Genomic DNA, 14577 nt, shown 5'->3' with positions numbered 1-14577 from the left:
ATGCGATGGCCGAGTTGGCGACAACGAATCTGCTGCAGGTGCTGGCCGGAGAAAAGCCGACTGCGCCGTACGACACGGCGTCCGCATGATGATCTCCGTGTCTTGCTCCCTCTCCCCAAGGGGAGAGGGAGCGAGAGCCACCGATGAAACCGACGGGTCGCGCCACCATCGCCGACGTCGCCGAAGCCGCGGGCGTCTCCAAAGCCACCGTCTCCCGCTTCCTCAATCACCGCGAACGGCTGCTCAGCCCCGACATCGCCGCGCGCGTCGAGGTCGCCATCGCCAAGCTGGCCTACTCGCCCAGCCCGATGGCGCAGGCGCTCAGCCACGGCCGTTCGCGGCTCATCGGCCTGATCGTGGCCGACATCACCAACCCCTACTCGGTCGCGGTGCTGCGCGGCGCCGAGAAGGCCTGCCAGGACGCCGGCTACCTCGTGATGCTGTTCAACCTCGGCAACGAAAGCGAACGCGAGCGCGAGGCCATCGATGCGCTCGCGGGCTACCAGGTCGACGGCTTCATCCTCAACACGCTGGGGCGCGGCAGCAATGTGGTCGACGCGGTCACGTTGCACGGCAAGCCGGCCGTGCTGGTCGACCGTCGCCACACCGGCATGCACACCGATTTCGTTTCGCTCGACAACCATGCGGCGATGAAAGACACCTGCGGCCATCTGGTCGATGGCGGCTACCGCGAACTGCTCTACGTCACCGAGCCGCAGAAGGGCGTCAGCTCGCGGCGCGAGCGCACGGCTGCATTCGGCGCCTGCGTGGCGGCGCACGAGCCGCGCGTGGCGGGCGAGATCTTCGAATCCGTCGAGGGCGAGAGCGATGCGCTCGACGACGCGCTGCGCGCCCTGCGCCAGCGTGCCAAGCGCGGCCGTCGCGCGGCGGTGGTCGCCGGCAATGCCGTGGTCACGCTGCGCGTGGCACAGGCGATGGCGCGGCTGGGCTGGCAGTTCGGCAGCGACCTGGGCTTTGTCGGCTTCGACGATCCCGAATGGGCCTCGCTGATCGGCCCCGGCCTGAGCACCGTGGCGCAACCGACCGATGCCATCGGCCGCACGGCGGCTACATGCCTGATCGAACGGCTGCGGGGTCTGGATGCAGCGCCGCGCCAGTTGCTGCTTCCGGGAGAGCTTGTGGTGCGGGGCTCGTCGCAGGCGCTCTAGCATCCTGCTGCGCCCGGTCGAAGGTGATCGGCCCGCGCATCCAGCCGGCCGCGCGCTCGGCCATCATGATCGTCGGTGCATTGGTGTTGCCGCCGATCAGCGTCGGCATCACCGAGGCATCGACCACGCGCAGGTTCTCGATGCCATGCACGCGCAATTGCGCATCGACCACCGCCATTGCATCCACGCCCATCTTGCAGGTGCCCACCGGGTGGTAGATGGTGTCGGCGCGCGCGCGGATGTGCTGCGTGAGTTCTTCGTCGGTGTGGGCATCGGCCGTGTAGACCTCGCTGTGCCGGTACTTTTCGAGCGCGGGCGCACGCAGGATCTCGCGCGTCTTCTTCACGCCCTGCAGCAGCAGCGCCATGTCTTCCGCATCGGACAAGAAGCGCGGATCGATGCGCGGCGCTGAATCGGGGCTCGCATCAGCCAGGCGCACGTCGCCCCGGCCCTTGGGGCGCAGCACGCACACATGGCATGAAAAGCCGAAGCCCATGTGCAGCTTGCGCGCATGGTCGTCTGTGATCGCGATCACGAAGTGCAGTTGCAGATCGGGTCGGCGCAACTCGGGCGACGACTTGATGAAGGCACCGCCTTCGGCGAACGGCGTGGCAATGAGGCCCGTGCCGCGCTTGCGCCACTCAAGCATCGCTTGCATCAAGTGCACACCGCCGACGAGGCTGATGCCGAACAGGTCGGTTTGCTTCGACTTGTAGGCCAGGATGAAGTCGGTGTGGTCCTGCAGGTTCTGGCCCACGCCGGGCAGCGCCTGCTTCACCGCGATGCCGTGGCGGCCCAGTTCGGTGGGGTCGCCGATGCCCGAGAGCATCAGCAACTGCGGCGAGTTGAAGGCACCGCCGCACAGCGCCACTTCGCGCCGCGCGCGGATGATCTCGTTGTTGCCGCCACGACGCACCTCCACGCCGACTGCACGCCGGTCTTCGAGCACCACGCGCAGGGCCTGCGTGCCGGTCAGCACCGTGAGGTTGGGGCGGCTGTCCATCACCGGGTGCAGGTAGGCCGCGGCGGCCGAGCAGCGCTCGCCGTTCTTCGCGCCGCCGTGGAACTGCGTGACCTGGTAGAGGCCTGCACCTTCCTGCTCGTCGCCGTTGAAGTCGTCGTTGTGTGGAATGCCGCATTCCATCGCGGCCCGCACGAAGGCTTCGCTGATGGCGCGCGGGCTCTGCTGTTCCGACACCTGCAGCGGGCCGTCGGCGCCATGCAGCGCGCTCGCGCCGCGCTGGTTGCCTTCGGAGCGCTTGAACCAGGGCAGCACGTCGTCGAAGGACCAGCCCGCGCAGCCCGAACGCTCCCAGTCGTCGTAGTCGTCCCGATGGCCGCGCACATAGAGCATGGCGTTGATCGCGCTGGAGCCGCCCAGGCAGCGACCGCGTGGCTGGTAGCCACGGCGCCCGTTCAGGCCCGGCTGCGGCACGGTCTGATAGGCGTAGTTGTTGATGGGCGGGCGGCCGGGCAGCATTGCCACCGTGCCCGCCGGCGCGCGCACCAGGATGCCCCGGCCGTCGCCGCCGGCCTCGATCAGGCAGACGGTCACGGCGGGGTCTTCGCTCAGGCGCGACGCCAGCGTCGCGCCACCCGAACCCCCACCCACGATCACGTAGTCGAACTCCATGGCGCGTCTTTCCTTGGTTGTTGCCGCGGCGTGCTGCCGGGCGAGTTCAACTGTAGGAATGAACGCAGAGGTGGGGCTTGGCGTTTTCCCTCTGGTCGAAGGTACTCATTGCAGCGTGCCGGTGCGCAGGGGCAACCGGGTTTTCTCTGCGATTGCCGACAGGCGTTTGACAGCTATCGGCGCGAAACTGTGTGGGCCTTTCTGCCAGCAAGAGACAACACCAAGAACCATGCAAGAAACAACAACTCCCTCCATTCCCCAAATCTCGCGCCGCGGTCTGCTGCGCCTTTCGCTAGGCGGCACGGCCATGGCTTCCATCCCCGGCATCGGCTGGGCTGCTGTGGGCGCTGCCGCACCCGTCTTCGCGGACGGCCTGCCGCGCAGCCGGCCCGAGGCGCAGGGCATTTCGTCCGCCTCGATCCTTGCCTTTCTCGACGACGCCGAGCGTGGCGCCTTCGAGCTGCACAGCTTCATGCTGTGGCGCAACGGCCATGTGGTGGCCGAAGGCTGGTGGGACCCGTACAAGCCCGAGCGCCGCCACATGACGCATTCGCTCACCAAGAGCGTGACCGTGTGCGCGGTCGGCATGGCCATTGCCGATGGCAAGTTCGGCCTTGACGACAAGGTGGTTTCGTTCTTTCCCGAGCACCTGCCGGCCACGGTCAGCGCCAACCTCGCGGCGATGACGGTGCGCGATCTGCTGACCATGCGCACCGGCCACGAGTCGATGGTGTCGGGCTCGGTGTGGCGGCCGATCCGCACGAGCTGGATCGCCGAGTTCTTCAAGATCCCGGTGGTCTACACGCCGGGCAGCAGGTTCGTCTACACCAGCGCCGCCACCTACATGCTGTCGGCCATCGTGACGAAGACCACCGGGCAGTCGACGGCCGACTACCTCAAGCCGCGCATGTTCGACCCCATGGGCATCACCGGCTATGAATGGGACGTGGGTCCCGAAGGCATCTCGCCCGGCGCCAACGGCCTGAGCTGGAAGACGGTCGATTCGCTCAAGCTCGGCATCCTGCATGCGCAGAACGGCCAGTGGAACGGCAGGCAGATCCTCACGAAGGCGTGGGTGGATTCGGTGCACGCGCCGCACACCAAGGACAAGTACGGCTACCAGTGGTGGCTGGGTCCGAACGGCGCCTACAACGCCGATGGCTTGTTCGGCCAGTACTCGGTGGTGTTCCCCGAGCAGAACGCGGTGGTGGCGCTCAACTCGGCGCTGCCGCCCAAGGCGGGCTTCAACGCGGGCATTCTCTACAAGCACTTTCCCGCGGCGTTCGGCGGCACCGTGGCCAACAGCGAGAAAGACTACGCCGCGCTGAAGACCCGCACGCGCACGCTGCAACTGCAGCCGCCCATGAAGCCAAGCACATCGCCCGTTGCCGCGACCGTCTCGGGCCAGCGCTTCGACTTTCCCGAGAACCCGGAGAAGGTCAAGTCGATGCGGCTCGACTTCACGCCCGAGGCCTGCACCTTCACGATGGAAGACGAGCGCGGCACGCACAAGGTGCAGGTGGGCCTGCGCAAGCCCTTCGAGGGCGACACCACCATCACCGGCAACAAGCTGCACCACGAGTACCAGCCCGAGGTCATGCGCGTGGTGGCCAGCGGCGAATGGCGCGACGAACGCACCTTCGTCATGACATGGACCTTCGTCGAGTCGGCCTTCCGCGACACGGTGGTGTGCCGCTTCGCGGGGCCCTACCTGCGCTTTGACCGCAGCGTCAACGTCAACTCCAGCGCGACCGAGTTGCCCACGCTCACCGGAACCCGCGCCAAAACCTGAGCGGGCGGCCTTTGGAGACAGAATCGGAGGATGCCCTCCACGATTCTGTTGATCGACGACCACGCGATGTTTCGCGAAGGCCTGTTCCTTGCCTTGCGCGAGGCAGAGCCTTCGATGCAGATAGCCACCGCCAGCAGCGGCGGCGAAGCGCTGGAGGCGCTGTCGACGCTGCCCAGGCTCGACGCGGTGATGACCGACTACTACCTGCCCGACCTGGGCGGTGCCGCGCTGGTGAAACAACTGCAGCGGCGCCGGGGCGGCCTGCGCATCCTGGTGCTGTCGGCCTCCGAAGATCCGCACGACATCGAGACCGCGCTCGAAGCGGGCGCGCACGGCTTCGTCCACAAGTCGGCCGACAGCCAGCAACTGCTGCATGCGCTGCGCCGCGTGATCGCCGGCGAGCAGAACGTGGTGCAGGCATCGCCGCAGAGTGCTTCGCCGATGCCCGTGCTGTCGACGCCGGCCGACATCCTGAGCCAGCTCACCTCGCGCCAGACCGAGGTGCTGCACCTGCTGTGCGAGGGCCTGCGCAATGCGCAGATTGCCGAGCGGCTGGAGACGACGGAGAAGACGGTCAAGGCGCACATCTCCGCGATCTTTGCCGCGCTGGGCGTGTCCAACCGCACGCAGGCGGCGATGCAGGCGCGGCGCGCGGGGTTGCTGGGCAAACCGCGCTGAGCCGCGTTGGCAGCGCGGCCTACTGCCGCTCGAACGCGCCGCGGTCGATGGTGCTGCCCCGGCGTCGCGGGTTCTTCACAAAATCCTTCGGGCCCACGGCGGCTGCGCCGAGCGATGCGGCGTAGAAACCGCTGTCGACGGCGGGCGAGCCGGCTTTCAGGCGGAAGTCGAGCAAGGGCAAATTCTCGAACTGGGGATCGGCCACCACGCTGCTGTCGTTGTAGTCGCCGCTCGCGGCCTTGAACTGCTGGAAGCTCGGGCCGCTGACGTTGTCGTTGTAGTAGTTGCTGTCGATCCAGAACCACCGGGTATAGCCGCCGCCGGAGGTCGTGTAGTAGATGTTGTAGCCGATGGTCACCGACGACGAATTCGCCGGCGAGAACTTCACGATGGCATAGCCCTTGTCACCCGCATAGAGGATGTTGTTGCCAAAGACGATGTTCTCGGCGTGGTGGCCGACCTGGAACTCGGCCGCGTTGATGCCATCGACCTTGTTGACGTTGTTCAGGTACAGCGTGTTGTTGACGATGGTGCAGTCGTTCGCGCCACCCGAATCCTGCTCGCCGTAGCCACCGACCAGAATGCCGGCGTTGGCGTTGAAGCGCACGAGGTTGCTGCGCACCGTCACCCGGCTCGTGCGCTTGCCAGGCTTTTCGCTCAGCAGCCAGATGCCGCCGTCGGTGGAGTCGACCTTGTTGCGTTCGACGGTGATGTCCATGCCGCCGTCGACGTAGATGCCGATGGCGGCCGCGGGCTGCGTCAACGCCTGGTTGCCCGCCGTCGAGAGGTTGTAGACCGTGTTGTCGGCAATCCAGCCGTTGCGCGGGCGGTCTTTCTCCGGGTCTTGCGCCGAAGTGTTGTAGTAGCCGGTGGCATCGATGCCGATGAAGTTGTTGTCATGCACGATGTTGTTGCTGACCTGCCAGCCATCGACGTTGCCGTCGACCGTCAGCGATTCGCCCAGGCCCGTCTTCAGGTTGTACAGCGCGTTCCCGTCCACGATGACGCGCCGCATCGGCGCGGCGGACAGGCCGTACACCGCAAGGCCCAGCGCATTGGCGTTGCCGTTGGCCGGCAGGTTCGTGGCCTCGATGTGGTGGATGAGGTTGTTGCGAACCTCGATGCGCTCGCCCGACCCCATGACCAGAACGCCCATCACGATGAATTCGCTGGCCGACCGGTAGTTGCGGATCTCGAAGCCCTTCAGGCGCACGTAGCTCACGTTGTCCAGCGTGACCAGCCCCTGCATGCCATAGGGCTGCTGCACGAGGCTCGTGCCGTCGATGACCGCGGTTTCCGACGGCGCGGCCATCAGCGTGATGTAGCCGGCCGCCGCGGAGCCCGAACGCGTGACCTTCACGGTCTCGTTGTACACGCCGGCATGCACGAGCACCGTGTCGCCGGCCTGCACCTGGTTCATCGCGTACTGGATCGTGCGCCACGGCGATGCGGCGCTGCCGTAGTTGTTGTTCGCGCGGCTGTCGACGCCGTTGGGCGCGACATGGAACACCCTTCCGTTGCGCGAAAACTGTTGGACGCTCACGGCGGCATTCGCCAGTGCCGTGCCGTCCGCTCTTGCGGCGGCGGTGACCGTGGCGCTGACGGCGCCCTCTGCATTGGCGGGAGCCGTGTAGAGGCCCTGCGTGGAGATCGTGCCCATGGAGGGCGCGCCGCCGACCACGCCATCGACCATCCACACCACACCGGTATCGGTGGCGCCCGATACCGTGGCCTGGAACTGCTGCGTGCCATTGGCCGCGAGCGTTGCGCTCGCCGGTGTCATCGCGATGCCGACCGCTGCCGAAGCGGGGAGGGCCGATGCGAGGCCGAGACCGAGGCCAATCAGCAGTGAGGCGGTGGCGTGCAAGATGCCGCGGCTTCGCCGCTGCCATCGCAACAGCCGGTGCCGCATGCGTACTTCCGGGGGGTGGTGCCCACAGACCTGTAGCACCTCCGATGGACACGGTTCCTTGCGCATCTGCATTTGTCTTCCTCCCTCGTTCGGACACGCACGATTGCTGTCCGCCGGCGAAAGATACCAAGCCCTCGGCGCTTGTCCATTCATCGGTGCGGCCCTTGCATGCCCTTGCTTGACAAGGCCTGGAGCGCCACCTAGTCTGCCGTCGCCATCCGGACAGACGCAGACAGACAAGCAACGACAGCGATGGCCACGGAGGATCGATGAAGCACACATTTCTTCGCAACCTGCTGGTTGCGCTGTTCTTCCTTGCGTCGTTGTGCAGCCATGCACAACAGAGCTGGAAGCCCGCCAACCCCGGAGGCGGAGGCGCTTTCAATTCGCCCGTGATCACCAGCGAAAGCTACTGGGCAGTGGGTTCCGATCTCGGTGGCCTCTACCTGAGCACCGACACCGGCACCAGTTGGAAGGCGATCGGTTCGAGCAGCGGACTGACCGTGACGCACATCGCTTCGACCGCGGCCCACCCCGCGGGCAAGCTGCTGGTGGGCACCGATGGCGGTCTCTTCGTCGGCAACAGCAACGGCACCGGCTTCAGCCAGAAATACAGCAGCGGCTACATCGCCGCCATTGCGGTGTCGGCCAATCCGAACATCGTCTATGCCGTGGTTCATCCGCAGTGGGACAGCCTGCAGCCCTATGTGATCCGCTCGACCAACGCGGGCGAGACCTGGAGCCCGACCAACTCGAACCTGCCCGCCAACCTGCGCGTGACCGGGCTGCGCACGCATCCGGTCGATGCCAACGGCGTCTGGGTGATCAGCGGCAAGGGCCGCTTTCCCGACCAGGCTGAAAGCAGCGTGGTGTACCAGGCGCATTTCTCGACCGATGGCGGCACGACCTTCGTGCGGCGCGATCCGCAGCAGGGCAAGCTGGTCGACATCGCATACGGCCTCGACCCGCAGAACCTCAACCTGATGTACGCCACGGTGGTGCAGACGGGCAACGTGGCCAAGGTCTACAAGTCGCTCGAAACCGGCTTCTCGTGGACCAACATCACGCCCGGTGCGCAGGCGCCTTCGGGCGTGATCCTGGCCGACCCTTCCAACGCGAACCGGGTGCGCATCATCGATCTTGACAACCAGGCGTTGCGTCCGCCGCAAAGCTACGGCAGCTTCCTGTGGGAGAGCGCCAACGCCGGCGCGACCTGGACCAAGCGCACCTTGAGCGTGAGCGGCGGATGGTCGCAGAGCGACGAGGTCTGGGGCATGGGCTACAGCTACCAGGGCATGGGCCAGACCATCGGCTACAACCCGGCGAGCCCGAACACCGTGCTGTGGACGAACAACCAGTTCCTCTACACCAGCAGCGATGGCGCGAAGAACTGGAGCGATGGTGTCTCCACGGCGGTCGGCGCCAGTTGGCGCTCGCGTGGCATCGACAACGTGGTGCCGGTCGTCGTCGAGCAAAGCCTCGCGGACCCCAACCTGGTCTACGCCGGCTACATGGACATCGGCCTGTGGCGCTCGGACGATGGCGGCACCGGCTGGACCAGCCTCAATGCCGCGCAATACACCGGCGGCTGGAGCGGCAAGGGCGGCAACAGCCTGAGCGTGGTGGCAGACCCGAGCCGTGCCAACGTGGTGTGGGCGCAGTTGGGCGGCAACCTGGAGAACTGCGGCACGCCCTGCGCGGAGCCGATGTACCTGCTCAAGAGCGCGGACCGGGGCGCGAACTGGCAACGCATCACGCAAGGCTTGCCCGACCCCATCAAGCGCCTCGAAGGGCTCACGGTGGCGCCTGACAGCGCGGTCAACTATCGGTGGGTCTACGCCGCCGTCAACGGCGACATCTACCTGAGCCAGGACGATGGCAACTCGTGGGCGGTGGCGCTGAGCTGCCCCAACAAGGATTGCTTTCGCGTGTACTACACCGCAACCAACGGCGTCTTCGCGCTGTCGGCAAGCGGCGTGTATCGCTCGTGGCAAGGCGGGCAGGTCAACACATGGCAGCAGCTTGCGCTGCCCGCCGCCATGACGGCCGGCTGGGAAACCAGTGCGCAGGGCACGCACTGGCTGCACAACGCGTGGACCTACAGCGGCCCCATGGACCTGGCCAGCAAGGACGGCAACGTCTGGATCGCCGTCAAGGGCAGCGGCAAGGGCCTGTACCAGTCGACCGACTACGGCCAGAGCTGGACCCGCGTGCAGGCCAGCAACTGGGCCAGAACGGTGACAGTGCACCCGACCAGCGGGCGCGTGTACCTGGGCAGTTCGAGCGCGGTGCATGCCGGCGGCTATGCGGCGGACAGCCTGGGCGTGCTCACCAGTGCGAACGGGGCTTCGGGCTGGACGGCACAGAACCAGGGACTGGCTTATACCTTCGGTCTTTACGCGAGGGTCTCCCCCAACGGCACGCTGTGGCTGGGATCACCGGGGCAGGGCGTGATGAAGTGGCGCTGAAAAATGACGTGCGAATGACATCGCGCGCGAAGACGTTTCCCGGTGTTTCATCAGCGCCGGATTTCGCCTTCCGCCTTTACCCCCGGTTCACTTCCCGGACAAATTGCAAGGCGCCGGTCGTGGCTCAATTCGCCATCGGCCGGGCAGACTCGTGCGGCCGTCGTCAATCAACGTTCTGCCTATGCACATCCTCTCGGACGCGACCATCTTCACGCAGCTTCGCTTCTGGTCACTGGTGCTCTGCTCGCTGGTGCTGCCCGCTGCGATCTTCGTCACGCTGTTCGTGCGGCGCGAGTTCTCCAAAGTCACCGTGCTGGCCTTCGGGCTGTTGCTGATCCTGCTGGCGGGCGTGGACATCTTCCTGCTGCGCGCGCTTGCGATCGTGACCAAGGCCACGCCCTCGCTGGCGGACGACATCGTTTTTTCTTCGGAGCTGTCGATTGCGGTCTACATCTTTCCGGCGGCCTTCGGCACTTTCGGCTTGAACATGGTGTCGCACGTGCTCATGCACTACCTGAAGCAGAAGGAGGCGCGTTTCGAAGCGCACCAGATCCAGCCTGCACCGCAGACGGCAGCGCGGGGGCGTGTGGTGCACGGGCGCGCAGGCCATGGCGCACCGGGCCTGCGCCGACAGCGCTCGGCTGCGGCACCCCGTGTTTCGGCGCGGCAGAATGCCCGCCCCGCGGCTAGCCTTCGTTCGCCAGCAGGCGGGTGAGGGCCGCGCGCAGCAGCGCGGGTGGCACGGGCTTGTGCAGCATCTGCCAGCCGCGCGCGGCCACTTCGCTGATGCGTTGCGGGTTCGTGTCGCCGCTCACGAGCAGGGCGGGAATGCCGTCGTCGTTGTATTCCTCGTGCACGCGGTCGATCACGTCCACGCCGGTTTCGCCTTCGCGCAGCCGGTCATCGCTGATGACGAGCGCGGGCTTGCCGGGCCGTTGCGTCACCTCGTTCAATAACTGCGCACCGCCTTGCGTCGCGACCACGCTGTAGCCCCAGCTTTCGAGCAGCAGTTGCAGGCCGCGGCGGCTTTCCGCATCGTCATCGTCCACCAGGACGAGCCGGCCACCTGACCCGAAGCGCAACGGGGCAGGCCGCACGTGTATCGCAACAGCGGGTGGCTCGTTCGCGGGTGGCATCGCGAACCGGCCCGGCAGGTGGAGATTCTCGAAGCGCGACTGCAACGCGTCGGCCTGCGTGCGGATGCGGTGCGCGAAGCTCAGCGTCACCAGGAGGTAGAGCGCGCCGGCCACCGACATCACGCGCAGCAGCACATCGTCGATGGTGGCCATGGCAAGGATCGCGGGCAGGACGTACGGCACCTGGAAGGCATACAACAGGCAGGAGTCGACGCAGTAGGCATAGATCGCGCTGGTGCCCATGATCAGCATGGCCGCCACGATGCACATCTGCTGGGGCAGCGGCACCTGCAGCATCCAGTACGCGGGCGGCAGCCCCCACAGCAGGCCGCCTGCGACCGCACCGACGATGGCCTCGCGCCGCCATCGGTGCAACGCGGTGGCGTCTTGCGCTTGCATCGCCTGCCGGTAGCGCCGGACATGCCAGGCCCGGCCTGACGTCAACAAGACATTCGCCACGGCCCATGCGGCCAGTTGCGCATGCGGCACCGCGCCGTGCAGCGCCACGATCACCAGCGCCACGGTGAACAGCACGCCGAGCAACGACAACGGAAAGTTGCGATGCAGCGCCGCCATGCGCGCGGCGAAGGCGGGGTCGGCGGGTATCGGCGAGCAGGAGGCACTCATCGAAGGTGAAGGTGGGCAAACGCATGAAGGGATTGCCGCAAGCGGCGCATGCAAGTTAAGGCATGGCGCGGGGGAAGTCATTGGACTTTGGTCCAATGCGCCCGCGCGCGATCAATGCCGGGCATCGCGCCGCATCAGGCGGGGGCGGGCGCTTTCATTTCATGAGCAGCCCTGTGGGCACAAGCTATCGCGGCCTCTGGAATGTCGCCCGGCGAGTCCGGCCGTGAACGCACCCGCCGGGACCTATCGTTTTCCCGATGCTGGTGCACGCCTGTGCACCACGCGCACCACCGCGTCATTGGGAGACCTCCAAGGAGAACTATTTTTTAGTTCACCCGTTGCGAAAAACGGTGCTTGGTGCGCTCACGCCGCACTCCTAGCATTCGCCTCGCTGGCCTTCGGTGTCTTGCACCACAGGCCGGCGCACAAGCCGAATGCCTTCACCTCCACGCATCGAAGAAAAGGAATCCGCCATGGCCAATCTCCGGGACCCCGGTCGCCGAAGTCTCCTCAAGACGTCCCTCATCGCCGGCGGACTTTCCGCGGGTGGCCTGCTTTCCATCGATGCTTTCGCGCAAGGCAAGGCGCGCATCAACATGCAGCTGGGCTGGATCGTCGGGGTCAACCAGATCGGCGAGGTGGTTGCCAAGCGCATGGGCTTCTACGAGCAGGAAGGCATCGACTTCGCGATCCAGCCGGGCGGCCCGAACATCGACGGCGTGGCGATCATCGCCTCGGGCCGCTACGAGGTGGGGCAGGTGTCGTCGAGCCCGTCGATCATGCTGGCGGTGTCGCAGGGCCTGCCGATCAAGTGCTTCGCGGCGGGTGCGCAGAAGCACCCCTACACCTACTTCTCGCTCGCGAAAAATCCGGTGCGCAAGCCGACCGACCTCATCGGCAAGCGCGTGGGCATTCCATCGACCGCCGGCATCCTGCTGCGCGCGCTGCTCGCAAAAAACAAGATCGCCGAGAAAGACGTCAAGGTGGTCTCTGTCGGTGCCGACATGACGCCGCTGCTCACCGGGCAAGTCGATGTGGTCACCGGCTGGCTCACCAGCACCACCGCCATCAAGGTGCTGGGCCCGGACCGCGTCGAGATGACGCTGTGGGACGCCGGCGTGCGGCTCTATGCGCTGCCTTACTACGCATCGACCAAGACGCTGGAGACGCAGCCCAAGATCATCGAAGCCTTTCTGCGCGCCACCGCCAAGGGCTGGCAGCATGTGCGCGCCAACCGCGACCAGGCGGTGGACATGCTGGTCAAGGAATACCCCAACCTCAAGCGCGAGGACGAGCGCGTGGCGGTCGACGTGATGCTCGACTATTCCTTCGGCGGTGCCGCGCAGACCCAAGGCTGGGGCGCGATGGACCCGGCCGTGTGGCAGGAGCAGATCACCACCTACTCGGAGCTGGGCCAGTTCACCGCGCGCACGCCGAAGGTCGAGGACGTGATCTCGCTCGACGCGCTCAAGGCCACGGCGGCCGCACGCGCAGTGAAGGCCTGACGCGATGGCCGCCGTTCTCAACGCGCCACCCGCCATCGCCTGCCGCGACATCGGCGTGCGCTTCTTCACCGAGCGCCGCGACGTCACCGCCATCGGCAGCCTCGACCTCGACGTGGCGCAGGGCGAGTTCCTGACCCTGCTCGGCCCTTCGGGCTGCGGCAAATCGACCTTCCTGCGCGTGGTGGCCGACCTGCTTCAGCCCAGCCGTGGCCGCATCGAGGTGCTGTCGTCCACGCCGCAGGCCGCGCGCAAGAACCGCGACATCGGCTTCGTTTTTCAGGACGCGGCGCTGCTGCCCTGGCGCACGGCGTTGCAGAACGTCGAGCTGCCGCTGCAGGTCGGCGGTGGTGCCAGCCGCAAGGGCCGCCGTTCGCCGCAGGAGCTGCTCGAACTGGTGGGCCTGAAAGACCGGCTGAATGCCTTCCCGCACGAGATGTCGGGCGGCCAGCGCCAGCGCGTGTCGATCGCCCGCGCGCTCGCCAGCGATCCGAAGATTTTGCTGATGGACGAGCCCTTCGGTGCGCTCGACGAGATCACGCGCGACCGGCTCAACGAAGAGATCCTGCGCGTGTGGCGCGAGACCGGCGTGACGATTCTCTTCGTCACCCACAGCATCCACGAGGCAGCCTTCCTGGGCCAGCGCGTGCTGATGCTCGCCGCCAACCCGGGTCGCGTGCGCGAGATCGTGCCCGTGGAGCTGCCGCGCGAACGCACGCTGGAAATGCGCGAGACCCCCGAGTTCGTTCGCCTCACGAGCCATCTGCGCCGTGTGCTGGAAACCTGCTGAGGCCGATGCCATGAATACCCGTTCCCTCGACGCTGCCGTGCCCGGCGCCTTCGCCGCACCGGCCGACCCCGAATACATCGCGTGGGCCGCCGCGCGCCAGCGACGCCTGTGGCGCCGCCGCATATTGCCGGCGCTCGGCATCGTCGGCCTGGTCTTTTTGTGGTGGGCCGTGATCGCCGTGTTCGACGTCAAGCCCTTCATCGCGCCCACGCCCTGGGCCGTGCTGGAGACGCTGTATGCCAAGCGCGACGTGCTGCTCGACAACCTGCTGCCCACCGCGATGGAAGCCGCCGGCGGCTTCGTGCTGGGCAACCTCGCGGCCATCGCGATTGCGACGGTGTTCGTGCACAACAAGACGCTGCAGGACATCTTCTTTCCGGTGGTGCTGATGTTCAACGCCGTGCCGCTGGTGGCCAAGGCTCCCGTGCTGGTGCTCATCATGGGCAACGGCATGGAGCCGAAGATCACCATTGCCGCGCTGGTCTGCTTCTTCCCGACGCTGGTGAACATGGTGCGCGGGCTGGAGTCGGTCAACCCGCAGGCGATGGAGCTGATGCGCGTGCTGTCAGCGAGCAAGACCGAGATCTTCTTTCGCCTGCGTTTGCTGAACGCGTTGCCCTATCTGTTCTCGGCCCTGCGCATTGCCGCGTCGATGTGCGTGATCGGTGCGGTGGTGGGCGAGTGGGTGGGGGCCACGGTGGGCATCGGCGCCATGATTCTGCAGGCCACCTTCAACTTCGATTCGCCGCTGCTCTATGCCGCGATCGTCATGAGCGCCACGCTCTCGGGCCTGTTCTTCCTGCTGGTGACGCTGGTCGAACGCTGGGTCATCCGCTGGCAGCCGGAAGCCGCGCCCTGATGCACCGGGCG

The 14577-nt window shown here is 66.5% G+C and carries 11 protein-coding genes; 8 read left to right on the top strand and 3 right to left on the bottom strand.

The features are described from left to right. Positions 1 to 143: 143 nt before the first annotated feature. On the top strand, positions 144 to 1169 hold the full coding sequence (locus ACSFB7_RS06105) for a LacI family DNA-binding transcriptional regulator (protein ID WP_435468028.1): 1026 nt from the start codon (positions 144 to 146) through the stop codon (positions 1167 to 1169). Here the strand turns inward: ACSFB7_RS06105 and ACSFB7_RS06100 are convergent. Next, positions 1069 to 2802 (bottom strand): GMC family oxidoreductase, encoded by a 1734-nt coding sequence (locus ACSFB7_RS06100; protein ID WP_435468026.1) that lies wholly within the window; start codon positions 2800 to 2802, stop codon positions 1069 to 1071. The genes ACSFB7_RS06105 and ACSFB7_RS06100 overlap by 101 nt on opposite strands. A 307-nt stretch (positions 2803 to 3109) precedes the next feature. On the opposite strand from ACSFB7_RS06100, the gene ACSFB7_RS06095 reads away from it, so the two are divergent. Beyond that, the gene (locus ACSFB7_RS06095) at positions 3110 to 4594 is read left to right on the top strand and encodes a serine hydrolase domain-containing protein (RefSeq protein WP_435468024.1); all 1485 of its coding nucleotides are present in this window, start codon (positions 3110 to 3112) and stop codon (positions 4592 to 4594) included. Between the two features lie 30 nt (positions 4595 to 4624). Then, positions 4625 to 5272, top strand: a complete 648-nt coding sequence (locus ACSFB7_RS06090; RefSeq protein ID WP_435468022.1) for a response regulator transcription factor — start codon at positions 4625 to 4627, stop codon at positions 5270 to 5272. Positions 5273 to 5291: 19 nt separating this feature from the next. On the opposite strand, the gene ACSFB7_RS06085 is transcribed toward ACSFB7_RS06090, so the two are convergent. Then, on the bottom strand, positions 5292 to 7139 hold the full coding sequence (locus tag ACSFB7_RS06085) for a choice-of-anchor Q domain-containing protein (protein ID WP_435468020.1): 1848 nt from the start codon (positions 7137 to 7139) through the stop codon (positions 5292 to 5294). A gap of 314 nt (positions 7140 to 7453) precedes the next feature. Here ACSFB7_RS06085 and ACSFB7_RS06080 point away from each other — a divergent pair, with 314 nt between their 5' ends. Next, the gene (locus tag ACSFB7_RS06080) at positions 7454 to 9652 is read left to right on the top strand and encodes a WD40/YVTN/BNR-like repeat-containing protein (protein WP_435468018.1); all 2199 of its coding nucleotides are present in this window, start codon (positions 7454 to 7456) and stop codon (positions 9650 to 9652) included. Between the two features lie 181 nt (positions 9653 to 9833). Next, positions 9834 to 10367 carry a hypothetical protein gene (locus ACSFB7_RS06075; protein ID WP_435468016.1) on the top strand — a complete coding sequence of 178 codons (534 nt, stop codon included), beginning with the start codon at positions 9834 to 9836 and terminating at the stop codon, positions 10365 to 10367. Here the strand turns inward: ACSFB7_RS06075 and ACSFB7_RS06070 are convergent. Further along, positions 10339 to 11415 (bottom strand): response regulator, encoded by a 1077-nt coding sequence (locus tag ACSFB7_RS06070; RefSeq protein WP_435468014.1) that lies wholly within the window; start codon positions 11413 to 11415, stop codon positions 10339 to 10341. The two genes, ACSFB7_RS06075 and ACSFB7_RS06070, sit on opposite strands and share 29 nt — an antisense overlap. A 473-nt stretch (positions 11416 to 11888) precedes the next feature. On the opposite strand from ACSFB7_RS06070, the gene ACSFB7_RS06065 reads away from it, so the two are divergent. From ACSFB7_RS06065 to ACSFB7_RS06055, 3 genes are read left to right on the top strand one after another with little or no spacing between them, the layout of a single operon-like run. Next, a complete protein-coding gene (locus ACSFB7_RS06065; protein WP_435468012.1) occupies positions 11889 to 12920 on the top strand; it encodes an ABC transporter substrate-binding protein in 1032 nt (343 codons plus the stop codon). Between the two features lie 4 nt (positions 12921 to 12924). Beyond that, positions 12925 to 13707, top strand: a complete 783-nt coding sequence (locus ACSFB7_RS06060) for an ABC transporter ATP-binding protein (protein ID WP_435468010.1) — start codon at positions 12925 to 12927, stop codon at positions 13705 to 13707. 10 nt (positions 13708 to 13717) lie between these two features. Next, positions 13718 to 14566, top strand: coding sequence for an ABC transporter permease (locus ACSFB7_RS06055; protein ID WP_394476622.1), 849 nt, complete (start codon positions 13718 to 13720; stop codon positions 14564 to 14566). Positions 14567 to 14577 lie beyond the last annotated feature (11 nt).

Origin of the sequence: Variovorax raffinosi (genome assembly GCF_051216615.1) — a bacterium.
In the GTDB taxonomy this organism is placed as follows: domain Bacteria; phylum Pseudomonadota; class Gammaproteobacteria; order Burkholderiales; family Burkholderiaceae_C; genus Variovorax.
Note: the sequence above shows the minus strand (reverse complement) of the source record. Positions and strands in the feature narration are given on the sequence as shown.